Annotated in this window: 21 protein-coding genes and 1 pseudogene; 11 read left to right on the forward strand and 11 right to left on the reverse strand. The window is 71.7% G+C overall.

Going from position 1 to position 23528, the window contains the following annotated elements; all coding sequences use genetic code 11:
* Window positions 1-14: 14 nt before the first annotated feature.
* The 4 genes and pseudogenes from AC07RV_RS25400 to AC07RV_RS25415 form a co-directional block, all read right to left on the reverse strand.
* Window positions 15-743, reverse strand: a complete 729-nt coding sequence (locus tag AC07RV_RS25400; protein ID WP_296778877.1) for a phosphodiester glycosidase family protein — start codon at window positions 741-743, stop codon at window positions 15-17.
* A 26-nt stretch (window positions 744-769) separates the two neighbouring features.
* Window positions 770-1801 carry an isocitrate/isopropylmalate dehydrogenase family protein gene (locus tag AC07RV_RS25405; RefSeq protein WP_296778908.1) on the reverse strand — a complete coding sequence of 344 codons (1032 nt, stop codon included), beginning with the start codon at window positions 1799-1801 and terminating at the stop codon, window positions 770-772.
* Between the two features lie 177 nt (window positions 1802-1978).
* Window positions 1979-2278 (reverse strand): annotated as a pseudogene (locus AC07RV_RS25410) (DUF4180 domain-containing protein); the annotation flags it as partial.
* On the reverse strand, window positions 2275-2913 hold the full coding sequence (locus tag AC07RV_RS25415) for an LbetaH domain-containing protein (RefSeq protein WP_296778879.1): 639 nt from the start codon (window positions 2911-2913) through the stop codon (window positions 2275-2277). The gene AC07RV_RS25415 and the pseudogene AC07RV_RS25410, both read right to left, overlap by 4 nt.
* Before the next feature lie 109 nt (window positions 2914-3022).
* Between AC07RV_RS25415 and metG the strand changes: the two genes are divergently transcribed.
* Both metG and AC07RV_RS25425 read left to right on the forward strand, forming a co-directional pair.
* On the forward strand, window positions 3023-5119 hold the full coding sequence (gene metG, locus AC07RV_RS25420; RefSeq protein ID WP_296778882.1) for a methionine--tRNA ligase: 2097 nt from the start codon (window positions 3023-3025) through the stop codon (window positions 5117-5119).
* A gap of 29 nt (window positions 5120-5148) precedes the next feature.
* Window positions 5149-5367, forward strand: a complete 219-nt coding sequence (locus tag AC07RV_RS25425) for a hypothetical protein (protein WP_296778885.1) — start codon at window positions 5149-5151, stop codon at window positions 5365-5367.
* Window positions 5368-5382: 15 nt separating this feature from the next.
* Here AC07RV_RS25425 and AC07RV_RS25430 read toward each other — a convergent pair whose 3' ends face one another.
* A complete protein-coding gene (locus tag AC07RV_RS25430; protein ID WP_296778887.1) occupies window positions 5383-6135 on the reverse strand; it encodes a response regulator transcription factor in 753 nt (250 codons plus the stop codon).
* Window positions 6136-6277: 142 nt separating this feature from the next.
* Here AC07RV_RS25430 and AC07RV_RS25435 point away from each other — a divergent pair, with 142 nt between their 5' ends.
* Entirely contained in the window at window positions 6278-7711 is a 1434-nt protein-coding gene (locus tag AC07RV_RS25435) for an amidase (RefSeq protein ID WP_296778890.1), read from the forward strand.
* Window positions 7712-7715: 4 nt separating this feature from the next.
* On the opposite strand, the gene AC07RV_RS25440 is transcribed toward AC07RV_RS25435, so the two are convergent.
* The 4 genes from AC07RV_RS25440 to AC07RV_RS25455 all read right to left on the reverse strand — a co-directional run bounded on the left by AC07RV_RS25440 (window position 7716) and on the right by AC07RV_RS25455 (window position 14729).
* Window positions 7716-11213 carry an autotransporter family protein gene (locus AC07RV_RS25440; protein WP_296778894.1) on the reverse strand — a complete coding sequence of 1166 codons (3498 nt, stop codon included), beginning with the start codon at window positions 11211-11213 and terminating at the stop codon, window positions 7716-7718.
* Window positions 11214-11344: 131 nt separating this feature from the next.
* The gene (locus AC07RV_RS25445; RefSeq protein ID WP_296778896.1) at window positions 11345-13162 is read right to left on the reverse strand and encodes a sensor histidine kinase; all 1818 of its coding nucleotides are present in this window, start codon (window positions 13160-13162) and stop codon (window positions 11345-11347) included.
* Entirely contained in the window at window positions 13162-13875 is a 714-nt protein-coding gene (locus AC07RV_RS25450) for a response regulator (protein ID WP_296778898.1), read from the reverse strand. The genes AC07RV_RS25445 and AC07RV_RS25450 overlap by 1 nt, the downstream gene beginning before the upstream one ends.
* A gap of 347 nt (window positions 13876-14222) precedes the next feature.
* Window positions 14223-14729 carry an outer membrane protein assembly factor BamE gene (locus tag AC07RV_RS25455; RefSeq protein ID WP_296787569.1) on the reverse strand — a complete coding sequence of 169 codons (507 nt, stop codon included), beginning with the start codon at window positions 14727-14729 and terminating at the stop codon, window positions 14223-14225.
* A gap of 41 nt (window positions 14730-14770) precedes the next feature.
* Between AC07RV_RS25455 and AC07RV_RS25460 the strand changes: the two genes are divergently transcribed.
* The 8 genes from AC07RV_RS25460 (at window position 14771) to AC07RV_RS25495 (ending at window position 21510) form a co-directional block, all read left to right on the forward strand.
* Entirely contained in the window at window positions 14771-14977 is a 207-nt protein-coding gene (locus AC07RV_RS25460) for a DUF3460 family protein (RefSeq protein WP_057597652.1), read from the forward strand.
* A gap of 75 nt (window positions 14978-15052) precedes the next feature.
* On the forward strand, window positions 15053-15895 hold the full coding sequence (locus AC07RV_RS25465) for a segregation and condensation protein A (protein WP_057597651.1): 843 nt from the start codon (window positions 15053-15055) through the stop codon (window positions 15893-15895).
* Between the two features lie 126 nt (window positions 15896-16021).
* A complete protein-coding gene (gene nadB / locus AC07RV_RS25470) occupies window positions 16022-17611 on the forward strand; it encodes an L-aspartate oxidase (RefSeq protein WP_296787566.1) in 1590 nt (529 codons plus the stop codon).
* A 70-nt stretch (window positions 17612-17681) separates the two neighbouring features.
* On the forward strand, window positions 17682-18575 hold the full coding sequence (panB, locus tag AC07RV_RS25475; protein ID WP_296787565.1) for a 3-methyl-2-oxobutanoate hydroxymethyltransferase: 894 nt from the start codon (window positions 17682-17684) through the stop codon (window positions 18573-18575).
* A gap of 47 nt (window positions 18576-18622) precedes the next feature.
* Window positions 18623-19474 carry a pantoate--beta-alanine ligase gene (panC, locus tag AC07RV_RS25480; RefSeq protein ID WP_296787563.1) on the forward strand — a complete coding sequence of 284 codons (852 nt, stop codon included), beginning with the start codon at window positions 18623-18625 and terminating at the stop codon, window positions 19472-19474.
* A complete protein-coding gene (gene queE / locus AC07RV_RS25485; RefSeq protein WP_296787562.1) occupies window positions 19471-20109 on the forward strand; it encodes a 7-carboxy-7-deazaguanine synthase in 639 nt (212 codons plus the stop codon). The genes panC and queE overlap by 4 nt, the downstream gene beginning before the upstream one ends.
* 28 nt (window positions 20110-20137) lie before the next feature.
* Window positions 20138-20500: a 6-pyruvoyl trahydropterin synthase family protein gene (locus tag AC07RV_RS25490; RefSeq protein ID WP_296787561.1), complete on the forward strand. Its 363-nt coding sequence runs from the start codon at window positions 20138-20140 to the stop codon at window positions 20498-20500.
* Between the two features lie 155 nt (window positions 20501-20655).
* Window positions 20656-21510 (forward strand): 5'-nucleotidase, lipoprotein e(P4) family, encoded by an 855-nt coding sequence (locus tag AC07RV_RS25495; RefSeq protein WP_296787560.1) that lies wholly within the window; start codon window positions 20656-20658, stop codon window positions 21508-21510.
* A gap of 9 nt (window positions 21511-21519) precedes the next feature.
* Here AC07RV_RS25495 and nadA read toward each other — a convergent pair whose 3' ends face one another.
* Together nadA and nadC are read right to left on the reverse strand one after the other, a co-directional pair.
* Entirely contained in the window at window positions 21520-22635 is a 1116-nt protein-coding gene (gene nadA / locus AC07RV_RS25500; protein ID WP_296787558.1) for a quinolinate synthase NadA, read from the reverse strand.
* An 11-nt stretch (window positions 22636-22646) separates the two neighbouring features.
* A complete protein-coding gene (gene nadC, locus AC07RV_RS25505; RefSeq protein WP_296787557.1) occupies window positions 22647-23522 on the reverse strand; it encodes a carboxylating nicotinate-nucleotide diphosphorylase in 876 nt (291 codons plus the stop codon).
* Window positions 23523-23528 lie beyond the last annotated feature (6 nt).

Genomic DNA, 23528 nt, shown 5'->3' on the forward strand with positions numbered 1-23528 from the left:
AAGGGGAACGGGATTCAGGGCGAAACGACCGCGAGTATGGGCCCGAGCTCGCGCACGAAGTCGCTGCGCCCGAGCGCGGTCGAATGCAGGGCCGAGACGGTGCCGTCGAGATAGAGCGCGTCGCGGCAGTGCAGCACGTCGCGGAAGTAGAGCGCGAACTCGTGGAAGTTCACGGGCGTCTCGCTGAGCACGAAGATCGCCGTGTGGCCCGACACGCCGACGCCGTTGCGGATCTTGCGCGAGGGCGAGTCGACGATGAACGAGCGATGCACCGCGCCATGGCGCAGCAGCAGCGGGCCCGACTGGGTGGCGATCGACAGGCCGCGCAGCCGCGGCGCGAGCGCCGGGTATTCCGACGACTCGATCACGCGCGGGCCCTCGTCCGAGACCAGGAACACGCCGTTGGGCCGGAGGAAGAAATTGCCGGTGCCGGCCTCGAGGTTGAGCGGCGACTCCTCGCGGCCCTCGCGCACCAGCAGGCCCACGGGCGCGAAGTCGGCGTGGTACATGCCGGCATTCACCGCGAAGTCGAGCCGGCGCCCGCGCTCGGCCAGCCAGGACTGCAGCCGGTCGAAGCGCTTGAAGGCGATGCCGCTGTCGTCGTTGAGGAACAGCGAGAGCCGGTCCTTGCGCAGGTCGACGCGCACCACCGTGTAGCGCGCCGGCTCGGCGCGCGCCGACGCGGCCAGGCCCAGCACGAGCCCCGCCACCAGCATCGACAGCCACAGCAGGCGCCTGGGCATCGGAATCGTCGCCGGTGCGGCGTGCCTCAGGCGTTCTGGATGCGCGCCACCAGCGCCTTGGTGAAGGCCTCGGTGCCGGCGCTGCCGCCCAGGTCGCCGGTGCGCACCTGGTCGATGTTGAGCGTCTCGTCGATGGCCTGGCGCAGGCGCGTGGCGAGTTCGGGCAGCTTGCAGTGATCGAGCATCAGCGCGGCCGCCAGCATCAGCGCGATCGGGTTCGCGATGCCCTTGCCCGCGATGTCGGGCGCCGAGCCGTGCACCGCCTCGAAGATCGCAGCATTGGTGCCGATGTTGGCGCCGGGCGCCATGCCCAGGCCGCCGACCAGGCCCGCCACCAGGTCGGACAGGATGTCGCCGAACAGGTTGGTGGTGACCAGCATGTCGAACTGCCACGGGTTGAGCACCAGCTTCATCGCGCAGGCGTCGATGATGACCGTGTCGAGCTCGAACTGGCCCTTGTACTTCTTCTCGTAGAGGTCGAGGCCGGTCTCGAGGAAGATGCCCGTGAGCGCCTTCATGATGTTGGCCTTGTGCACGATCGTGACCTTCTTGCGGCCGGTGGCCACGGCGGTCTGGAACGCGTACTCGAGGATGCGGCGGCTGCCCTGGCGCGTGTTGATGCCGGTGGCCATGGCCACGGCATGCGGGTCGCCGTCGATCGGCACGTAGTGCTCGTGGCCGATGTACAGGCCCTCGAGGTTCTCGCGCACCACCATCAGGTCGATCTTGTCGAAGCGACCGCCCGGGATGATGGTGCGCGCCGGGCGCAGGTTGGCGTAGAGCTCGAACTCCTCGCGCAGCCGCACGTTCGACGAGCGGTAGCCGCCGCCCGAGGGCGTCTCGAGCGGGCCCTTGAGCGCGAGCCGGGTGCGGCGGATGCTGTCGAGCGTGGCCGCGGGCAGCGGATCGCCCGAGGCCTTGACGCCGCCCAGGCCGGCGATCTGGCGGTCCCATTCGAAGGGCGCCTTCAGCGCGTCGAGCGCGGCCAGCGTGGCGTCGACGATCTCGGGGCCGATGCCGTCGCCGGGGATCAGGGTTGCGGGAATGGGGGTGGTCATGAGGGGCGCCCTTGGTCGAGGAATGGGGAGTCGCGGCCGCCGGGGCGCGCGGAGGCCGAAGAATAACGCCGGGCCCATGGCACCGCCTTGACGAGGCCCGGCGCCGCGAGGGTCATTCGCGGGCCAGCCAGGCCAGCGCCTCCTCGCGGCTGTCGAGGAAGCGGCAGTAGCGGCCTGGCGGGCCTCGCGCAGGTATTCAGCGAAGCGCTCGCCATGCTCGGCCGCGGGCGACACCACCACGGCCGCGCGCAGGCGGTAGGTCTGCAGCTTCTCGAGGAATTCGCCCGCGAAGCGGGTGCGCAGCGCGAAGAAGGCCGGCGGCAGCACGGCCTCGTCGAGCAGCACGCGGTCGGTGTCGTGCTCGAAGCAGGCGCCGACCACGTCGGTGGCCTCGCGGGCATCGGTCAGCGGATCGGTCCATTCGACGATGCGCGCCGGGCCGTGGACGAGCAGCAGGTGGCGGGCGGACGCGTTCATGGCGCGATCTCCTGGTCGAGCAGCGACGCCCGCGCCACGACCCGCCCCGGCGCCAGCAGCGCGCCCGGCGCGATCACCACGTTGGCACCGATGCGCGCGCCATCGCCGACCAGGGCGCCGAACTTCTCGCAACCCGTGGGCCGCAGCGCGCCGTCCGCGCCGCGCACCAGGATCTCCTTGGCGGCGCGCTCGTTGCGGTGGTTGCAGACGATGCTGCCGGCCTCCAGGTTGACGCCCGCGCCCAGCACCGAATCGCCGACGAAGTTGAAGTGCGCGAGCGCGGTGCCCGCGAACACGAAGGAGGACTTGAGCTCGGCGCCCGGCCCGATGCTGCAGCGCGCATCGAGCCAGTTGCCGCCGCGCAGGTAGGCACCCGCGGCAATGAAGCAGCCCGGCCCCACGACCAGCGGGCCCTTGAGCACCGCGCCCGGCTCGACGGTGGCGCTGCGGTGCACGGCCACGTCGCCGTCGATGGCATAGTCGGCGGCCGGCAGCGCCGCCAGCAGCCGGCGCACGATGGCCGGCGCCTGCGGCGGCAGCGCCCAGGGCGCCAGCGCGGCCCAGGGCGCGAGCGGCGAGGCGGCCAGGGTGGCGACGTGGGCCTGGAGAAGATCGGAATCGGCGGGGTGCGGCATGGGGTCGATGCTGCCATCGAACCCGCCGGAACGCGGCGCCACCTAAAATGCCCGGTTCTCCCGCTGCGTCGCTTCCGACGCTCCCGCAACTCCGAAAGCGCCTCCCCCGATGTCCGCCCCGCGCAAGCTCTTCGTCACCACCGCCCTGCCGTACGCCAACGGCAAGTTCCACATCGGCCACATGATGGAGTACATCCAGGCCGACATCTGGGTGCGGAACCAGCGAATGAACGGTGCCGACGTCAACTTCGTCTGCGCCGACGACGCGCACGGCGCGGCGATCACCATCGCGGCCGACAAGGCCGGCGTGACGCCGCAGGCCTTCGTGGCCGAGATCGCCGCGGGCCGCAAGCAGTACCTCGACGGCTACCACATCGCCTTCGACAACTGGCACTCGACCGACGGCCCCGAGAACCACCAGCTGGCGCAGGACATCTACCGCGACCTGCGCGCCAACGGCCTGATCAGCACCAAGAGCGTCGAACAGTTCTACGACCCCGAGAAGGGCATGTTCCTGGCCGACCGCTTCATCAAGGGCGAGTGCCCGAACTGCCACTCGAAGGACCAGTACGGCGACAACTGCGAGGTCTGCGGCGCGGTCTACGCGCCCACCGAGCTGATCAACCCCTACTCGGCGCTGTCGGGCGCCAAGCCCGAGCTGCGCAGCTCCGAGCACTTCTTCTTCAAGCTGTCCGACCCGCGCTGCGAGGCCTATCTCAAGGAATGGACCGCCGCGCCCGGCCACGTGCAGCCCGAGGTGCAGAACAAGATCCGCGAGTGGCTCTACAAGGACGACGAGGGCAAGGGCGGCCTCGGCGACTGGGACATCAGCCGCGACGCGCCCTACTTCGGCATCGAGATCCCCGATGCGCCGGGCAAGTACTTCTACGTCTGGCTCGACGCGCCCGTGGGCTACCTGGCCTCGCTCAAGAACCTGCTCGACAAGCGCTGCATCGAACTGGGCGGCGACGGCATCTCGTACACCGAGTACATGGCCGACCCCGAGCTCGAGCAGGTGCACTTCATCGGCAAGGACATCATCACCTTCCACACGCTGTTCTGGCCCGCGATGCTGCACTTCAGCGGCCGCAAGGCGCCCGACGCGGTCTACGTGCACGGCCACCTGACGGTCAGCGGCGAGAAGATGAGCAAGAGCCGCGGCACCGGCATCGACCCGCTCAGGTACCTGTCGCTGGGCCTCAACGCCGAATGGCTGCGCTACTACATCGCGGCCAAGCTCAACGGCCGCAACGAGGACATCGACTTCAACCCCGAGGACTTCGTCGCGCGCGTCAACAGCGACCTGGTGGGCAAGTACATCAACATCGCGAGCCGCGCGGCCGGCTTCATCGGCAAGCGCTTCGGCGGCAAGCTGGGCGAGGTGTCGGCCGATGGCGACGCGCTGCTGTTCGCGCTGCGCGAGGCGGCCGGCGAGATCCATGCGCTCTACGACGGCCGCGACTATGCGCGCGCGCTGCGCGAGGTGATGGCGCTGGCCGACAAGGTCAACGAGTACGTCGACCAGAACAAGCCCTGGGAACTGGCCAAGAAGGAAGGCGCCGAGGCGCGGCTGCACGACGTGTGCACGGTCTGCATCGAGGCCTTCCGCCTGCTCACGCTGTACCTCAAGCCGGTGCTGCCGGCGCTGGCCGCGAACGTCGAGGCCTTCCTCAAGATCGCGCCGCTCGAGTGGGCCGATGCCGCGCAGGCGCTGCCCGCGGGCCATGCGATCGGCGAGTACAAGCACCTGATGCAGCGTGCCGACGCCAAGGTGGTCGACCAGCTGTTCGACGCGCCCGAGCCGGTGGCCGCCCCCGCCGCCGCACCCGCGGCGGATGCGCTGCCCGGCGGCGAGGCCATCGCGCCCACCATCGGCATCGACGACTTCGTGAAGATCGACCTGCGCATCGCGAAGATCGTGGCCTGCGAGAAGGTCGAGGGCTCGACCAAGCTGCTGCGCTTGACGCTCGACGCCGGCGAGGGCAAGACGCGCAACGTGTTCAGCGGCATCGCCTCGGCCTATCAGCCGGAACAACTGGTGGGCAAGCTCACGGTGCTGGTCGCGAACCTCGCGCCGCGCAAGATGAAGTTCGGCATCAGCGAAGGCATGGTGCTCGCCGCCAGCCACGCCGACGAGAAGGCCCAGCCGGGCATCCACGTGCTCGAGCCCTGGCCCGGCGCCACGCCCGGCATGCGCGTGCGCTGAATCCCGCGTTCCCCCGAAGAGGTCCCGCCATGACGACACCGCTGCCGACTTTCTTTCGCGCCACCCTCGCGGCGGCGCTGCTGGCCGTGCTCGGCGGCTGCGCGGTGGTCTCGGTGGCGAGCACCGCGGTCAGCGTGACCGCGGGCGCCGTGGGCCTCGCGGCCGACGCGGCGATCGGCACCGCGCGCATCACCGGCAAGGCGGTGGGCGCGGCGGCCGATGCGGTGATTCCGGACAGCGGCAAGTAGGCGCCGCGTTCGGGCCTATGCGGCCTGCGCGCCCACCAGCCGCGCCATCTGCACCTTGCTCGTGACGCCCAGCTTGGCATAGACCTGCCGCAGATGATGGCGCACCGTGGCCGGCGAACTGCCGAGCGTGCGCGCCACCATCTTGTAGCTCTGCCCCTGCGCGAACAGCCGCGCGACCTCGGCCTCGCGGCGGCTCAGCAGCGTGAGGGCAGCCGGCGCCGGCATCGGCGCCTCGTGCAATCCCAGCCCCTGCACCAGCACCAGGTGCGGCATCAGCAGCTCGACCAGCGCCTGCGCGCGCGCCCCGAGGCCGGCCGCCTCGCGGCTGTAGAGCGACAGGTGCATCCACCACGGCGAACCGGGCGCGGGCACGATCACGCTGAGCGCCTGGCCGATGCCATGGTCGGCCGCGAAGGCGCGCATCGAGGCCACGGGCGGCAGCTCGTGCGCGGCCAGCGCGACGCCATGGCCGGGCTGCGCCATGGCGGCCGGCACCACGGGATCGATGTGCCGCACGCGGCACCAGTCGTTCACGAAATCGGGCGCCAGGCCGCGCGTGTGGCCGCCCTGCGGCCGCAGGGTGCCGGACTCGAACAGCGAGCGGCCGAACCAGGCGCCGTCGAAGGCGATGTGGCGCGCCAGCCAGTCGAGCAGCGCGCCCGCGCCCAGCCGCTCGGGCTCGGCGGCCAGCGGATAGAGGCCGAGCAGCATCGCTCCGAGCTGTTCGGCGGGAACGCCCGACACCGACGGAAAAGCCTGCTGCGCCATGCGGCGCGATCTTAGGCGCGCGCCGTGCGCGCGGGGCACGGAGATTCCCGCATCGTTCATCTGAACGACTGCCGCGATTGCCGAGGCCCACCTACGCTGCAGGCGGCCTTTCACTCCAACGAAGACACAGGACCCCGCCGCCATGCATCTCGCCGACTACAGCCGCCTCGACGCCACCGCGCTCGCCGACGCCATCCGCCGCAAGGAGACCACCGCCGCCGAGGCGCAGCGCTGCGCGCGCGAGGCCGCGGCCGCGCTGAACCCGCGGCTCAACGCCATCATCGAGCTGTTCGACGCACCGCTCGCGCACGAGGCGCAGGGTCCGTTCGGCGGCGTGCCCTTCCTCATCAAGGACCTGGTGCTGCAGGCCGAGGGCGTGCGCTGCCAGGCCGGCAGCCGGCTGTTCGGCCCGGGCCTGCCCGCGCCCGCCGACAGCGCGCTGATGGCGCGCTTCCGCCGCGCCGGCTTCGCCACGCTGGGGCGCACGCACACGCCCGAGTTCGGCTTCAACGCCACCACCGAGAGCGCCTTCGGCGGCGCCACGCGCAACCCCTGGAACCCGGCGCACAGCACGGGCGGCTCCAGCGGCGGCTCGGCCGCGGCGGTGGCCGCGGGCATCGTGCCGGTCGCGCATGCCAACGACGGCGGCGGCTCGATCCGCATCCCGGCCGCGGCCTGCGGACTGGTCGGGCTCAAGCCCAGCCGCGGCCGCGTCAGCGCGGGCCCGGGCTACGGCCTGCCGCTGATGGGGCTGGGCATCGAGGGCGTGGTGTGCCGCACGGTGCGCGATGCCGCCGGCGCGCTCGACGCGATGCACGGCCCCGAGCTCGGCGATCCCTTCCTGATGGCGCCGCCCGCGCAGCCCTATGCCCAGGCCATCGGCACGCCGCCGCGCCGGTTGCGCATCGCGGTCACGACGCAGTTCCCGGGCACGCAGCCGGCCGCGCGCGCCTGCGTCGAGGCGGTCGAGGCCACGGCGGCGGTGCTCGCCGACCTGGGCCACGTCGTGGAATGGGCCACGCCCGCCTATGCGCACGAGGCCTTCCTCGCGGCCACGCGCACATTCTGGTCCTCGTTCCTCGCGGCCGGCGTGGCGGGGGTGGCGCAGGCGCTGCAGATCACCGTCGACCAAGCGCTGGCCCAGGTGCAGGCCTGCACGCGCGCCACCGCCGAGCACGGGCTGCGCCTGAGCGCGCTCGACCTGGAACTGGCGCTGATGCAGATGAACGCGGTGTCGCGCGAGGTCGCGCCCTTCTTCGCGCGGCACGACATCCTGCTCTCGCCCACGATGCGCACCCCGCCCGTGGCGCTGGGCGTGCTCGACCAGGACGACGCCGCGCGCGATGCGCAGGGCTTCTTCGACCACCTGTTCGACTACGCCGCCTGCACCCCGCTGGCCAACCTCACGGGCCAGCCGGCGATCTCGCTGCCGCTGGCGATGGCCGACGACCTGCCGATCGGCGTGCAGTGCATGGCGCCGATGGGCGACGAGGCCACGCTGCTGCAACTCGCGGCGCAGCTCGAGCAGGCGATGCCCTGGAGCGCGCGGCGGCCGGCGCTGCACGCGGCGGCCTGAGCTTTCACCAGCGCACGTTGATCCCCGCGCTCGCCTGCACCGAGGCGCGCGAGCGCAGGCCGCCGCCGAGCGCGAAGCGGCGGCCCAGTTCGCCGTAGACGCTGACCGCGGGCCCGAGGCGCCACGAGAAACCGCCCGCGAGTTCGGCCGCGCTGCCGCTGGCGCCGCTCGCGATGTCGGTGGACGCGGCCGGACCCGCGAAGCGCGCGATGTCGGCGCCCGCGGCCATCCGGTAGAGGTTGATCCGGCCATAGGGCTCGACCACGCCCTCGCCCGCGGCGATGCGGCCCTTCAGCCGCAGGCCGGCGCGCGCCATCCAGCCGTTGGCGCTGTCCTGCGACACCACCGCGGCCGGGATCAGCGCCTCGTCGATCGAGCGGCTCTGGTGGATCAGCTGCAGCTGCGGCTCGAGCGCCCAGCCCGCGCCGAGCTCGAAGGACTGGCCGATCTCGAGCGAGGCCACGGTGCTGCGCCCCTTGCCCTCGATCGGCAGCGCGGCGAGCGGATGCGCCGTGTAGTCGTGGCGGCCGAACTGCAGCACCGCATCGGCATAGAAGCCGCCGGGCTCGGCAAAGGTGGCGTAGCCGCCGAGGTAGCGGCTGCGCAGGTCGGTGCGGCCGATCGCGCCCCACAGGCCGCTCGCGAAGCCCTGCACCTGCGCCTTGCCCTCGAGCTGGCCGACGTAGACACCGGCGCGCCATGCGCTGCCGGCCCAGAGGTCGGTGCCGGCCTGGAAGCCGCTCAGGTGCATCTCGCTGCGCGGGTCGACCGCGCCGCGCTGCGCCAGCGTCGGGTCGGCCACGATGACGCGGCCCCAGGCGCGGCGCATGGGCGGGCCGTCGCCGGCGGCCTGCGGCGCGCCGCTGCGCTGGTGCAGGTTCGACAGCATCGTGAGGTCGCTCTCGCGCAATTGCGCGGGCAGCGCAGCGAGCATCGGCACCTGCACGCGGTAGGCAGGGCGCTCGACCGGCGCGGGGGCCGGCGGCAGCGCCGGCGGGGGCGCGGGAGGCGGAGGGGGTGGCGGCGGTGGCGTCACCCCCACGCTCGAGCGCAGATACCAGTTCTCGCCCAGCCCCTGCGCATCGGCCGCGTGCAGCCGGTATTCGAAGGCGCCCGCGTCGACGTGGCCGCCCACGAGCGCGAAGGCGTCGCGCGTGGTCTGCGCGGTGGTGGTGGCGCCGTTGATCGCGCTCACGACCTCGATGCCGTCGCCGGTGGTCAGCGCGCCCAGGCCGCCGAGGTTGACGATCTGCACCTGGGTACGGCCCGTGACGCTGGCGGCGGCGTTGGCGCGCAGGCCGGTCGCGGTGGCGCTCACGGTGCCGGCCTTCAGGGCGCGGGTCTCCTCGCGGACGCCGCCGTCGATCACCAGCCGGTCGCTGAGGCTGCCGCTGTCGCCGAGGCGGGTGCCCAGGCGCAAGGTGCCGTCCTGCCCGACATAGGGCCCGCGCACGGTCAGCCGCGTGCCGGGCTCGGTGCCGACCAGCGACACCGTGCCCGCCACCGTGAGGCCGGCCACGGTCTGGTCATGGCCCGCGAGGTCGAGCGTGCCGCCGCGGCGCACGTCGTGGTGCGAGGCCTCGCTGAAGGTGTTGGCGCGGCCCGCGCGCAGCACGCCCTCGTCGACCGCGGTGAGGCCGCTGTGGTCGTTGCGGCCCGCGAGCACCAGCGTGCCGGGGCCGGTCTTGAGGATGCCGCCCGGGCCCTCGATCCCCACGTTGAAGGTGGCGGTGACGCCCGCGTCGACGCGCACCGGCGCTTCGTCCAGCTGCGGCACCAGCCGCCCGGGCAGCGAGCCCTCTGCGTGCGAGCCCTCCTCGAGCCGGTAGCCGTCGCTGCGGAACTGCATGCCCTTGAAGTCGAACAGGCCGTCGATGGTGACCGCGCCCGCGCGGCCCTGGAAGATCGCCATGTTGCCGTTCCAGGCCTCCGCGTTGCGCCCCGCGATGTCGGTCCATTGCGGCTCGAGGTAGCGCCAGCTGCCGTCGCCGCCCGCGACCACGCCGTCGCCGGCCGTGCCGCCGCCGTCCCAGAACTGGTTGGTGCCGACCGCGCCGCCGCTGACCTCCAGCTCCACCGTCGAGCCGCGCACGTGCACCGCGTGCGTGAAGCCCGTGGGCATGGCGCCGAGCTCGAGGCCGTTGTCGGCGATGCTGCCGTCGACCCGCATCAGGGTCTGCACGCCGTTGCCGTAGCCCACGCGCTCGCTGACGTCGAGGCTGCCGTCGAGCGTGAGGTTGCCGGCCACGGTGACGAGGTCGCCGGCCCCCGGCACGCCCGGCGTGCCGAGGTCGTAGTGCAGCCGGCTGCCGGGGTCGAGCGCCAGATCGCCGAGCACGGCGAAGGTGCCCACGCCGCTGTCGCCGGGCGCCAGCGTGCCGCCCGCGCGCACCGTGGCCGCCTTCACCTGTCCGAGGCCACCCAGCGTGGCGCCGCCGGCCACCTCGACCGTGCTGCGCGGCAGCGCGCCGTTGACCAGCAGCGTGCCGCCGAGCACGCGCGTTCGGCCGTCGGTGTCGTGCGCGCCGCCGAGCGCCAGGGTGCCGGCGTTCTCCTTGTCGATCGCGATGCTGCCGCCGATGGCGCCGTCGTAGGCCACGCGGCCCGGGCCGCGGTCGAACACCACGCGGCCGAAGCCCGAGAGGTTGCCGGCGATGGACCCGGCGTTCGCGCCGTCGCCCACGCGCAGCGTGCTGCCCAGCACGATGTCGCCGCTCTGGGTGTTGTCGCCGGTCAGCGTGACCGGGCTCGAGACCTCAAAGCGGCCCGGGCCGGAGATCGCCGCGCCCAGCACCAGCGGCGCCGTGCCGGCGCGCGAGATTTCCAGCGTCGAGCCCGGCGTGGCGAGCACGATGCGCTGGGCCACCAGCGCGTCGACCGGGGTCTCGCCGATCACCAGCACATGGCCGTCGGCCGTGCCCGCCTGCCCGATCTGCAGCGTGCCCGCGCTCACGCGCGCGCCCTCGTCGAGCTGCATCATCCCGGTGCCGCTGCGGCCGATCTGCAGCTCGCCCGCGACGTTCAGTGCACTGCCCGCGCCGCTCAGCGACACCGTGTTCTCGGTGCCGCCGCCGCCCTGCGAGACGAAGCGCGCGGCATTCACGATGCCGCCGCTGCCGATGCGCAGCAGGGTCTGCACGTCGCGGCCGTCGCTGCTGCCGAGGTTGAACAGGCCCGTATCGAGCCGGCCCGCGCCCTCCACCACCATCAGCGTGCCGTTGGAGGCATCGACCGAGGCCGCGCTGGCCGGGCCCGAGACGATGCCGACGACGGTGCCGGGCACGAGGTTCACGGTCACGGCCGTGCCGGCGCGCGGCACGCCCGCGCTCCAGTTGGCGGCGTTGAACCAGTCGGCGCGCGCCATGTCGGCATAGGGCGGCGCGGAGGTCCACGCGCTCTGCGCGACGGCGCGTGGCAAGGCGGATGCGCACACCAGGCCGGCGACGGCGGCGGCGATCAGGGTCGGCGTGAAGACGGCACGCGGCCGAAGAACAGGTGTCATGGCGAGGAGGCGCAAAGGGGTGGAACGACCCGTGCGCGCGGGGCCTGGCGGGCCTGTGCGATGCGCAGCGGGGGCTGCGTTCGAATCTAGGAAAACGGGGCGCGCGGCGCGCCCCATAAAGATGGCGGTCGCTACGCGAGCGGCAGCCGCAGCACCACGCGCGTGCCGGGCTCGGCCTTCTCGATGCGCAGCTCGACGCCGGCCTGCGCGGCGCGCTGGCGCATCGAGCGCAGGCCGTTGCCGCGCGCCTCGCCGAGGCCGCAGCCGTCGTCGCGCAGCACGATCTCGATGGCATCGCCACCGACCGTCGTGCTGACCGCCGCGCTGACCGCGAGCACGCGTGCGCGTGCGTGCTGCAGCACGTTCGAGATCGCCTCCAGCAGCATGTACTGCAGGTGCCGCGTGGCCTCGTCGGAATCGCAGCGCCAGCGCGGCAGGTTCGCCACCGACCAGTCGAGCGCGAGCCCCGCCGCCTCGATGCGCGGCTGCAGCCGGAAGCGCATGCTCGCGAGCAGCGCGTTGGCATCGCCGGCCGGCAGGTTGATGGCATCGATCGACAGCCGCAGCTGGTCGAGCGATTCGCGCAGGGTCTGCATCACTTCCGACTTGGTGGCCACGCCGCGCTCGAGCTGCAGCATGGCGGTGATCAGGTGCGCGCCGGCGCCGTCATGCATGTCGCGCAGGATGCGCGCGCGCTCGGCCGCGACCGCGCTCGCATGCTCGAGCCGGCGCAGCTCGGCATGCTTGTCGGCCAGCTCGGACTCGCGCAGGCGGATGCGGTCCTCGAGCGACAGATGGAGCTGGCGCAGCTCCTCGCGCGTGCGCTGGAAGCGAATGCCCACGATGGCGAGGATCGCGAGGCTCACCAGCACGGCCGCGAACTTGGTCCAGCCGGCCTCGTCGAAGCGCTCGACCAGCAGCCGTGCGATCACGCTGTCGCGCACCAGCGCGACCCAGCCCGCGACCAGGATCAGCAGCATCCAGGCGCGCTCGCCGGCCCGCTGGCGCCAGGTCTCCCAGCCCAGCCGCAGCGACAGCGCCAACCAGCCGGCCACCAGCAGCAGGATCCAGCCGAGCACCCAGTTCTGCGTCTGCTGCAGCGTGCCGAGCGCCAGCGCCACCGGGCCCAGGCCCAGCACGCCCCAGACCAGCCATTGCTCGCGCCGCGGCCGGCCGTGCCAGACTTCCCGGATCACGAGGTAGGTGGCGATGTGGCCGAGCCAGAACACCGCGAGCACCACCTTGAACCAGCTCGGCCAGGCGAGCAGGCCCTCCTCCCACCAGGTGGCGGCGATGCGCAGGCTCCACAGTGCCTCGCACAGCGCGGCCCAGCCGTAGACGGCCTCGCGCTGCTGCGCCCACAGCATCAGGCAGAACACCGCCACCAGCAGGCTGAACAGCGTGATCACGCGCGGCAGGGTGACATGGCGCCATTCGAGCGCGTCCCACTGCGGCTGCAGCAGGCGCTCGGCGCCCAGGCGCACCGGCGCGATGCCGGCGCGGCGCGAGGGATCGGCGCGCACCGCGATCTCGAGCAGGTTCTCGCCGTCGCGCAGCAGCGAGGGCGGCACGCGCAGCCACAGCGGGCGGCGGTTCGACCAGCCGTCGTTGATCTGCTCGAGCTTGCCGGCGGCCGCGATCACCTGGCCGTTGAGCTTCACGCGGTAGGCATTGCCGATGCGGCTGACGAGCAGCGCCTGCGGCTCGTCGGCATGGCCCGCGGGTGCGGCGAAGCGGATGCGCACCTGGGCCCAGCCGACGGCGCGCGGCCAGTGGGCGTCCCAGTGCAGCGGCAGCGTGACCTCGGCCGGCGGCGGCGAAGGGCGGCCGACGAAGCGCAACTGCAGTTCGCCGCGGTCGAGCGCGAGCACCTCGTTGGCGGCCCCTGCCGCGGCAGGCGCCAGCAACGCGGCGACCAGCGCGAGGACGACAAGCAGCAGGCGGCGCATCAGCCCAGCATGCGCCCCAGCAGCCCCATGCGGCTGGCCTCGAACACGGCCTCGCCGCGCGAATGCACCGCGAGCTTGCTGTAGAGGTTCTTGATGTGGCCCTGCACCGTGTGCTTGGTCACGCCCTGCAGGCGCGCGATCTCGCCGTACGAGTAGCCGCGCGAGATCAGCTCCAGCACCTCGGTCTCGCGCGGGGTCAGCATCATGGCGGCGGCCGGGTCGGGCGCGGCCGATGCGGCGGGCTTCGCCTCGCCGCCGCGCACGTGCAGCAGCAGCTTGCGCGCGATCATCGGCGAGATCGGCGAGGCGCCGTGCTTGATGTCGACGATCACCTGCGCGATGTCGGCCGGCGAGGAATCCTTCTGGATGTAGCCCACCGCGCCCGCGCGCACGCAGTCGAGCACCGTGTCCTCGTCGCCGAAGACCGAGACCACCAGCACCTCGCAGGCCGGCTGGCTGCGCACCACCTGGCGCAGCAGCTCGAGCGCATGGCCGTCGGGCAGCGCGAGGTCGGTCAGCAGAATGTCGGCCTGGTGGCTGTCGAACCAGGCCACGGCCTCGGCCATCAGGCCCAGCGAGGCGACCAGCTCGAGCTCGGGATGGGCGGCGATGCAGGCCTCGAAGAAATGCCGGACCTCGGCATCGTCCTCGAGCAATGCGACGCGCCAGCGCAGCGCGGAGATGGAAGCGGCGGGGGTGGCGGCGTCGGGCATGGGGTGGCGCCGAGCTTAGTCGGCGCCCCGCGCTTCGCGCCCCCCATTTTCATGGGGTGACCGGGGCGCGTTCGCGGACTCAGAACGTGTTCATGGTCTTTTCATGGTGCCCGCAAGGCGGCAAAGCGCCGCAATCTAGGCGCGCGCCGCCGTCCAGGCTGATGCCTGGACAAGGTGCGCAACGACGAGTGCGGCGCTTTGCCGCCTTGCCCTTCGGGTTGCCCCGCAAAGCTGGCATCTGCGGCGTTGCAAATGCTCGCCGGGCCACCAGCCCGGCTGCGCTTTGCGCCTTGCACCTGCCAGCTTTGCGGGGCAACGGGCACCATGAAAAGACCATGAACACGTTCTCAGGGCGCCTCGGTGCCTCGGTCGGGCGAGGAGCCGCTGCGCACCACGCGCTGGTCGTCGTTGAGCACCGCGGTGAACACCATCGGCGAATTGGGCGGCTGCAGCCAGCGCCATTCCCATTCGTACTCGCGGCGCAGCGGATAGGGCGTGACCTTGGCGGGCTTGCCGAGCATCTTGCGCAGGTCCTCCATCGCCATGCCGTTGGTCACGCGCGCGAAGTTCTCGGGCGTGAGCACCTGGCGCAGCGCGCTCATCTTGCCGTCGGCGCCGATGGTGACCATGTAGTTCTTCTGGCCCTGGGGCTGGCGGTTGTATTCGAACACCCGGCCGCCGGGCGCATCCCAGACGTTCTCGGGTTCGCCGAAGCGCGCGCGCACGTCGGCCTCGGTCGACACGCCCTCCTCGAGCTGCTCGATGCGCTGCGAATCGCAGCCTGTGACGAGGGCCGCCACCGCCGCCAGCCACACGGCCGCCACCCCGATCCGCCAGACTCGTACCTGCCCCATGCCGTCCCCCGGTAAAATTCGCGCCCACAAAGGTTCAGTCTATGTCCATCTTCCGCCGCCCCCACTACACCTCCGAGATCACCAGCTTCATCGACGAGATGAAAACCAAGAAGCCGACGCTCGAGGCGGAACAGCGCGCGGGCCGCGCCCTGCTCTGGGACAAGCACCTCGACCGCGGCCTGCTCGAGGAATACGCGGAAGCCCGCGTGCCGCAGCAGCCCTACGTCTACCAGACCCAGGCCAAGTAAGAAGATGATGCCGATGCGGCATCCGTCGCCCGCCAATGCTGGGCACGGCGCTACCTTTTCGATAGCGCCCGCCCGATGAGCGGACCGCGCGACGAGGACAGCGACACGCTGGTGGTGGCCATGCCCGAGGTGGTCGACCAGGTCGCGCTCGCCCGGCTCTACGGCGAGCCGCTGTTCGCGATGCCGAAGGACCTGTACATCCCGCCCGAGGCGCTGCAGGTCTTCCTCGAGGCCTTCGAAGGCCCGCTGGACCTGCTGCTGTACCTGATCCGCAAGCAGAACTTCAACATCCTCGACATCCCGATGGCCGCGCTGACGCGGCAGTACCTGAGCTACGTCGACGAGATCCGCCAGACCAACCTCGAGCTCGCGGCGGAATACCTGCTGATGGCCGCGATGCTGATCGAGATCAAGTCGCGCATGCTGCTGCCGCCCAAGAAGGCGGCCGAGGGCGAGGAAGCCGAGGACCCGCGCGCCGAGCTCGTGCGCCGGCTGCTCGAGTACGAGCAGACCAAGCTGCAGGCCGCCTCGCTCAACGCGATGCCGACCTACGGGCGCGACTTCTGGCGCGCCCAGGTCTACATCGAGCAGTCGCTCAAGCCGCGCTTCCCAGAGGTGGCGGTGGTCGACCTGCGCGATGCCTGGGCCGACATCATGAAGCGCGCCAAGCTCGTGCAGCACCACAAGATCTCGCGCGAGGAACTCAGCGTGCGCGAGCACATGAGCATCGTGCTGCGCCACCTGCAGGGCCAGCGCTTCGTGGAGTTCGAGAAGCTGTTCGACATCTCGCGCGGCGCGCCGGTGATGGTCGTGACCTTCATCGCGATGCTCGAGCTGGCCAAGGAAACGCTGATCGAGATCACGCAGGCCGAGGCCTTCGCGCCGATCTACGTGCGGCTGGCCTACTCCCCGGCCTGAGTTCCATGCGGCCCACCTCCTTCGCGCGCCGCCCGGCGGCGCGGCACCTCCCTCTCACCCTGCCGTCGGGCCGGACCGGTGCGCTGCCGCACCACCGATCCTGACCCTCGTCCCTTCCCGCGCGCCATGGCCTCCTCCCTCGATTTCGACGTCCTCATCGTCGGCAGCGGCCTCGCCGGGCTCTCCGCGGCCCTGCTGCTGGCGCCCACGCACCGCGTGGCGGTGCTGACCAAGCGCGCGCTGGCCGACGGCTCCAGCGCCTGGGCCCAGGGCGGCATCGCGGCGGTGCTGGCTGCGGGCGACAGCTTCGACGCCCATGTCGACGACACGCTGGTGGCCGGCGCCGGCCTGTGCGATGCGGCCGCCACGCGCTTCGTGGTCGAGCACGCGCCCGAGGCCATCGGCTGGCTGCGCGAGCTCGGCGTGCCCTTCTCCGAGGAGGACGGCGACCTGCACCTCACGCGCGAGGGCGGCCACAGCCAGCGCCGCATCGTGCACGTGACCGACGCCACCGGCGCGGCCGTGCAGCAGGTGCTGATCGAGCGCGTGCGCCGCACGCCCAACGTCACGCTGTTCGAGCACCACACGCTGGTCGACCTGGTCGCCGGCGAACGGCTCGGTGCGCCCGACGCGGGCTGCGCGGGCCTCTACGCGCTCGACGACGCCAGCGGCGAGGTGCTGGCCTTCCGCGCGCCGCACACCATCCTGGCCACGGGCGGCGCGGGCAAGGTCTACCTCTACACCACCAACCCCGACACCGCCACCGGCGACGGCATCGCCGCCGCCTGGCGCGCGGGCTGCCGGGTGTCGAACATGGAGTTCATCCAGTTCCACCCGACCTGCCTCTACCACCCGCATGCCAAGTCCTTCCTGATCAGCGAGGCGGTGCGCGGCGAAGGCGGGCTGCTGAAACTGCCTGAATCGGCGGGAGGCACCCGCTTCATGCCGCGGCACGACGAGCGCGCCGAACTCGCGCCGCGCGACGTGGTGGCGCGCGCGATCGACTTCGAGATGAAGAAGCACGGCCTGGACTGCGTGCACCTCGACATCTCGCACCAGAGCCCCGAGTTCCTGCGGGCGCACTTCCCGAACATCCTCGCGCGCTGCGCCGAGCTCGGCATCGACATCACGCGCGAGCCGATCCCGGTGGTGCCGGCGGCCCACTACACCTGCGGTGGCGTGGTGACCGACCTGGCCGGCCGCACCGACCTGCCGGGCCTCTACGCGATCGGCGAGACCGCCTGCACCGGGCTGCACGGCGCGAACCGGCTGGCCAGCAATTCGCTGGTGGAGTGCATGGTGTTCGCGCGCGCGGCGGCCGCGGCCATCGGCGCCGCGCCGGCACGCGCGCCGGTGGCGCTGCCGGCCTGGGACGCGAGCCGCGTGACCGATGCCGACGAGGCGGTGGTGATCTCGCACAACTGGGACGAGCTGCGCCGCTTCATGTGGGACTACGTGGGCATCGTGCGCACCAACAAGCGCCTGGAGCGCGCGAGCCACCGCATCGCGCTGCTGCAGGCCGAGATCCATGAGTTCTATGCCAATTTCCACGTCACGCGCGACCTGCTCGAACTGCGCAACCTGGTGCAGGTGGCCGAGCTGATCGTGCGTTCCGCGCAGGCCCGCCACGAGAGCCGGGGCCTGCATTTCAGCCGCGACTATCCTTCGCTCGCCGAGCCCACCGCACCCACGGTGCTGGTACCGGCCGACCGATAGCCCCACCCGTTCCCGCCTTCTTCAACCCCAGGATGCCCGGCCACCGACGCCCGCAGGGAGAAACCCAACCATGTCCAACGCCTCCACCCCGAACGAAGCCACCACCGCCACGCCCTACGGCACGCTGCCGCCGGCCTCGCAGCCCGCCACGCGCAAGCCGCTGAGCCTGCCGCGGTTGGCCGAGCTGCATGCGCGCGGCGAGAAGATCGCGACGCTCACGGCCTACGACGCCACCTTCGCCGCCGTGGCCGATGCCGCGGGCGTCGAATGCCTCTTGGTCGGCGATTCGCTCGGCATGGTCTGCCAGGGCCTCTCGAGCACTGTCGGCGTCACGCTCGAGACCATGCGCCACCACACCGACAGCGTCTCGCGCGGGCTGCGCCGCGTGCAGGGCACGGCCTGGCTGATCGCCGACCTGCCCTTCGGCAGCTACCAGGAGTCGCGCGAACAGGCGCTGCGCAGCGCCACCGTGCTGATGCAGGCCGGCGCCCACATGGTGAAGCTCGAGGGCGGCGGCTGGACCACCGAGACCGTGCGCTTCCTGGTCGAACGCGGCATCCCCGTGTGCGCGCACCTGGGCCTGACGCCGCAGACCGTGCATGCGCTCGGCGGCTACCGCGTGCAGGGCAAGGGCGACGTCGCCGCGGCCCGGCTGCGCGAGGAGGCGCATGCGCTGCAGGACGCGGGCGCCGCGATGCTGGTGCTCGAGATGGTGCCGGCCGCGCTGGCCACCGCGCTCACGGCCGAACTCACGCGCTGCGCCACCATCGGCATCGGGGCCGGCCGCGGCACCGCAGGCCAGGTGCTCGTGCTGCACGACATGCTGGGCCTGAACCTGGGCCGCATGCCGAAGTTCGTGCGCAACTTCATGGACGGCGCCGGCGGCATCCCGCAGGCGCTCGCGGCCTACGTGCGCGCCGTCAAGGACGGCAGCTTTCCCGACGACCGGCTGCACGCCTGGTAACCCACCCCGTTTTTTCTTTCCTTCCTCACTCCAAGGAGAACCGTTCCATGTTCATCGCCCGCACCATCCCCGAACTGCGCGACCACCTGACACGGTTCGAGCGCCCCGCCTTCGTGCCGACCATGGGCAACCTGCACGACGGCCACATCGCGCTGGTCACGCAGGCGAAGCCGCTGGGCGACGCCACCGTCGCGAGCATCTTCGTGAATCGGCTGCAGTTTTTGCCGCACGAGGACTTCGACACCTATCCGCGCACCTGGGACAGCGACTGCGCCAAGCTGGAAGCCGCCGGCTGCGACGTGCTGTTCGCGCCCGACGAGAAGGCGCTCTATCCCGAGCCCCAGACCTGCAAGGTGCATCCCGACCCGGCGCTGGCCGACATCCTCGAGGGCCACTTCCGGCCCGGCTTCTTCGTCGGCGTGTGCACCGTGGTGATGAAGCTGTTCAGCTGCGTGCAGCCGCGCGTGGCGGTGTTCGGCAAGAAGGACTACCAGCAGCTGATGATGATCCGCCACCTGGTGCGGCAGTTCGCGTTGCCGATCGAGATCGTGGGCGGCGAGACGCGCCGCGCCGACGACGGTCTCGCGCTCTCCTCGCGCAACGGCTACCTCAGCGAGGGCGAGCGCGCCGAGGCGGTGCAGCTCTCGCGCGCGCTCAAGGAGATCGCCGAGGCCGTGCGCGGCGGCGGCGAGCTCGCGGCGATCGAGGGACGCGCGATGCAGGCGCTGGCGCAGCGCGGCTGGCAGCCCGACTACCTGACGGTGCGCCGCCGCCTCGACCTGCAGCCGCCGGCCGCGCTCGACGGCGCCGAGCCGCTGGTGGCGCTCGCGGCCGCGCGCCTGGGCAGCACGCGGCTGATCGACAACCTCGAGATCGAGCCCTGGGCGGCAAAGCCATGAGCTATAGCGTCAAGGAGATCTTCTACACGCTGCAGGGCGAAGGCGGCCAGGCCGGCATGCCGGCCGTGTTCTGCCGCTTCGCGGGCTGCAACCTCTGGAGCGGCCGCGAGGTCGACCGCGCCAGCGCCGTCTGCCGTTTCTGCGACACCGATTTCGTCGGCACCGACGGCACGCTGGGCGGCAAGTTCAAGGAGGCCGATGCGCTGGCCGACACCATCGCCGCGCAGTGGCCCGCCGACGATGCCGGCCACCGCCTCGTGGTGCTGACCGGCGGCGAGCCGCTGCTGCAGGTCGACGCCGCGCTGATCGATGCGCTGCATGCGCGCGGCTTCCGCATCGCCGTCGAGAGCAACGGCACCGTGGCCGCGCCCGAGGGCATCGACTGGCTCTGCATCAGCCCCAAGGCCGGCGCGCCCTGGGTGCAGCGGCGCGGCCAGGAACTCAAGCTGGTGTGGCCGCAGGAGGGCATCGACCTCGACGCGATGGCGCGCAGCGGCGAGTTCGCGCACCGCTTCCTGCAACCCATGGACGGCCCGCGGCAGGCCGCCAACACCGCGCTGTGCATCGATGCCTGCCTGCGCCAGCCGCGCTGGCGCCTCAGCGTGCAGACCCACAAGTTCACCGGCATCCGCTGATGCCCGCTTCCCCGTTCCTCCGTTCCCCATGCGATTCACGATCAGCCAACGCTTCTTCTTCGACGCCGCCCACACCCTGAAACGCGAGATCGAGGCCGAAGGCAGCCGCCGCATCCACGGCCACACCTACCACGCCGAGGTCTGGCTCGCGGGCGAACGCGATCCCGCGACCGGCATGGTGATCGACCTGGGCCTGCTGCGGCGCCGGCTCGAGGCAGTGCGCGAGCAGCTCGACCACCGGCTGCTCGACGAGGTGCCGGGGCTGCAACCGCCCACGCTGGAGAACCTGTGCCTGTTCATCGCCGAGGCGTTGGGCGAACTTCAGGCTTCGCTGGCGCGCGTGCGGGTGTGGCGCGAGGCGCTCGGCGATTCCTGCACGCTGGAGTTCTGACTCAGCGCTCCCGCGCGGCGCCGTGACCGACCGCATCCGCAAGCCCGAGGGCCATGGATGAGAACCGCTGCGCAAGAAAAGCCGGACGACGAAGCCGGTTTGATACAACGGCGGTCGCACCTTTTTTTACAACACGATCCAGGGAGGATTGCAGCTTGAAACCCCATTCGACCTCACGCCGCTTCGCGGCCATCGCCGGCGTCACGGCCGCGCTCCTGCTCGCCGCGGGCTGCGCCCAGACGCAGGCCCCGCCCGCTGCCGCGGGTGCCGGCACGAACAACCTGCTGATCGGCGCCGTGGCCTGGAAGCAGACCGCGGCCGAGTACCGCGCTCTCTATCACCAGGGCTTCAACGTGGCGCGCATGCACGTGGAGGCGGCGCTGAAGAAGCGCCGCCCGGGCGACAAGCCGCTGGCGGTGGTGACCGACATGGACGACACGATCCTGCTGCCGCTGGCCTACTGGGGCTACCTGATCAACGAGGGCCAGGATTTCTTCGACGATCCGAAGTGGGACGCGTGGATCCCGAAGAACCAGATCGTGCCCTCGCCCGGCTCGCAGGAGTTCCTGCGCTTCTGCCGGGAGAACGGCGTGGAGGTGTTCTACGTGACCAGCCGCGAACAGGGCGAACGCACCTACGAGTACGCGATGGAACACCTCAAGGTGCTGGGCGCGCCCTATGCCGACAAGGAGCACCTGACCGTGCTGCGCGACAGCAGCAACAAGCAGCCGCGGCAGGAGCAGATCGCGCAGCAGTTCGACGTGGTGGTCTACCTCGGCGACAACCTCAATGACTTCCGGCGCAAGTACTACGTGAAGAACGTCGACCAGCGGATCCAGGCGATGGAAGCCGACCGCGAACAGTTCGGCCGCAAGTACGTGCTGTTCCCGAACCCGACCGACGGCCACTGGATGGCCGCGATCTTCGGCGACTCGGAGCCGCCGGCGAACGACGCCAACCGCCAGCTGTTCAGGAAGGCAGCGACCCGTTCCGCCTGGGACGGGCACTGAGGGGCTTCGTCAGGCCGCGCCGATCCCGGCCACCAGGCTGCCCGGTGCGATGCCGTTCTTCAGGCCGGCCGTGAAGGCCAGCATGCGGTCGATCGGCACGCGCGCGCGCAGGCCCAGCGCCGGGTCGACGTGGATCTCGCCGGCACCGGTCTCGAGCGCGTTCGCGAGGTCGGCCAGCCCGTTCATCGCCATCCACGGGCAATGCGCGCAGCTCTTGCAGGTGCCGCCGTTGCCGGCCGTGGGGGCCTCGATGAAGGTCTTGCCGGGATTGAGCGCGCGCAGCTTGTGCAGCATGCCGTTGTCGGTCGCGACGATGAACTCGGTCGCGTCGAGCTGGCGCGCGGCGTTGAGGATCGCCGAGGTCGAGCCCACGGCATCGGCCAGCGCGATGACCTCGGCCGAGGACTCGGGATGCACCAGCACCTTGGCGCGCGGATGCGCCTGCTTGAGCAGCTCGAGCTCGAGCGCCTTGAACTCGTCGTGCACGATGCAGGCGCCGTTCCAGCTCACCATGTCGGCGCCGGTCTGGCGCTGGATGTAGTCGCCGAGGTGGCGGTCGGGGCCCCAGAGGATCTTGCGGCCCTGCGCATGCAGCGCGCCCACCACGTCGAGCGCGCAGCTCGAGGTGACGAGCCAGTCGGCGCGCGCCTTCACGGCGGCGCTGGTGTTGGCGTAGACGACCACGGTGCGGTCTGGATGCGCGTCGCAGAAGGCGCTGAACTCGTCGACCGGGCAGCCCAGGTCGAGCGAGCAGTTGGCGTCGAGGTCGGGCATCAGCACCCGCTTCTCGGGCGACAGGATCTTGGCGGTCTCGCCCATGAAGCGCACGCCCGACACCACCAGCGTGCCGGCCGCATGGTCGCGGCCGAAGCGCGCCATCTCGAGCGAATCGCTCACGATGCCGCCGGTTTCCTCGGCCAGGTCCTGCAGGTCGGGGTGGACGTAGAAGTGCGACACCATGACCGCGTTGCGCTCGCGCAGCAGGCGGCGGATGCGCTCCTTGAGCGCCTCGCGCTCGGTGGGCGTGGGCTCGGGCGGCACGCGGGCCCAGGCGCGACGGGTGTCGCAGACGCTCCCTTCGGCCGGCTGTTCGTACTCGACATCGATGACGGCGGAGGAAGCCATGTGCGTCTCCCTCAGCGGTCCTGGAAGCGCATCGAGAAATCGATGGCCTTGACGTCCTTGGTCAGCGCGCCGACCGAGATCCGGTCGACGCCGGTCTCGACCAGTTCGCGCAGGCCGTCGAGCGTGACGCCGCCCGATATCTCGAGCACCGCGCGGCCTTCGCCGGCGGCGTCGTTGATGCGCACCGCCTCGCGCAGGGTCGGCAGGTCCATGTTGTCGAGCAGCACCATGCGCGCGCCGGCGGCGAGCGCTTCCTGCAGCTGCGCCAGGGTCTCGACCTCGATCTCGACGAAGTCGGCGCGCGCTGCCGCGGGGGCCACGGCGCGCAGCGCGGCGGCCACGCCACCGGCCGCGGCGATGTGGTTTTCCTTGATCAGCACGGCGTCGTACAGGCCGATGCGATGGTTGAGGCCGCCGCCGGTGCGCACCGCGTACTTCTGCGCCAGGCGCAGGCCCGGCAGCGTCTTGCGCGTGTCGACGATGCGCGCGCGCGTGCCAGCGACGATGTCGCTGTAGAGCGCGGCCTTGGTCGCGACGGCGCTCAGCAGTTGCAGGAAGTTGAGCGCGGTGCGCTCGGCGGTCAGCAGCGCGCGGGCCGGGCCCTCCATCTCGAGCACGACCTGGTTCGGCTCGCAGCGCCCGCCCTCGGCGCAGCGCCAGTCGATGCGCACCTGCGGATCGAGCTGCGCCAGCGTGGCCTCGACCCAGGGCGCGCCGCACAGCACGGCCGGCTCGCGCACCAGCACGCGCGCCTGGGCGCGGCGGCCGGCGTCGACCAGGGAGACGGTGAGGTCGCCGTCGGCGACGTCCTCCTGCAGTGCGCGGGCCGCATCGGCCTGGGCCAGCGCGGCGATGGCCGGCGCGGAGAAATCGAAACGGGAACGCATGGGGCG

The organism is Variovorax sp. GW821-FHT09B01 (genome assembly GCF_059418345.1).

What these genes read in the sequence shown, in the direction of transcription:
- AC07RV_RS25400 (WP_296778877.1), bottom strand. Translation starts at nt 743, where the DNA reads ATGCCCAGGCGCCTGCTGTGGCTGTCGATGCTGGTGGCGGGGCTCGTG.
- AC07RV_RS25405 (WP_296778908.1), bottom strand. Translation starts at nt 1,801, where the DNA reads ATGACCACCCCCATTCCCGCAACCCTGATCCCCGGCGACGGCATCGGC.
- AC07RV_RS25415 (WP_296778879.1), bottom strand. Translation starts at nt 2,913, where the DNA reads ATGCCGCACCCCGCCGATTCCGATCTTCTCCAGGCCCACGTCGCCACC.
- metG (WP_296778882.1), top strand. Translation starts at nt 3,023, where the DNA reads ATGTCCGCCCCGCGCAAGCTCTTCGTCACCACCGCCCTGCCGTACGCC.
- AC07RV_RS25425 (WP_296778885.1), top strand. Translation starts at nt 5,149, where the DNA reads ATGACGACACCGCTGCCGACTTTCTTTCGCGCCACCCTCGCGGCGGCG.
- AC07RV_RS25430 (WP_296778887.1), bottom strand. Translation starts at nt 6,135, where the DNA reads ATGGCGCAGCAGGCTTTTCCGTCGGTGTCGGGCGTTCCCGCCGAACAG.
- AC07RV_RS25435 (WP_296778890.1), top strand. Translation starts at nt 6,278, where the DNA reads ATGCATCTCGCCGACTACAGCCGCCTCGACGCCACCGCGCTCGCCGAC.
- AC07RV_RS25440 (WP_296778894.1), bottom strand. Translation starts at nt 11,213, where the DNA reads ATGACACCTGTTCTTCGGCCGCGTGCCGTCTTCACGCCGACCCTGATC.
- AC07RV_RS25445 (WP_296778896.1), bottom strand. Translation starts at nt 13,162, where the DNA reads ATGCGCCGCCTGCTGCTTGTCGTCCTCGCGCTGGTCGCCGCGTTGCTG.
- AC07RV_RS25450 (WP_296778898.1), bottom strand. Translation starts at nt 13,875, where the DNA reads ATGCCCGACGCCGCCACCCCCGCCGCTTCCATCTCCGCGCTGCGCTGG.
- AC07RV_RS25455 (WP_296787569.1), bottom strand. Translation starts at nt 14,729, where the DNA reads ATGGGGCAGGTACGAGTCTGGCGGATCGGGGTGGCGGCCGTGTGGCTG.
- AC07RV_RS25460 (WP_057597652.1), top strand. Translation starts at nt 14,771, where the DNA reads ATGTCCATCTTCCGCCGCCCCCACTACACCTCCGAGATCACCAGCTTC.
- AC07RV_RS25465 (WP_057597651.1), top strand. Translation starts at nt 15,053, where the DNA reads ATGAGCGGACCGCGCGACGAGGACAGCGACACGCTGGTGGTGGCCATG.
- nadB (WP_296787566.1), top strand. Translation starts at nt 16,022, where the DNA reads ATGGCCTCCTCCCTCGATTTCGACGTCCTCATCGTCGGCAGCGGCCTC.
- panB (WP_296787565.1), top strand. Translation starts at nt 17,682, where the DNA reads ATGTCCAACGCCTCCACCCCGAACGAAGCCACCACCGCCACGCCCTAC.
- panC (WP_296787563.1), top strand. Translation starts at nt 18,623, where the DNA reads ATGTTCATCGCCCGCACCATCCCCGAACTGCGCGACCACCTGACACGG.
- queE (WP_296787562.1), top strand. Translation starts at nt 19,471, where the DNA reads ATGAGCTATAGCGTCAAGGAGATCTTCTACACGCTGCAGGGCGAAGGC.
- AC07RV_RS25490 (WP_296787561.1), top strand. Translation starts at nt 20,138, where the DNA reads ATGCGATTCACGATCAGCCAACGCTTCTTCTTCGACGCCGCCCACACC.
- nadA (WP_296787558.1), bottom strand. Translation starts at nt 22,635, where the DNA reads ATGGCTTCCTCCGCCGTCATCGATGTCGAGTACGAACAGCCGGCCGAA.
- nadC (WP_296787557.1), bottom strand. Translation starts at nt 23,522, where the DNA reads ATGCGTTCCCGTTTCGATTTCTCCGCGCCGGCCATCGCCGCGCTGGCC.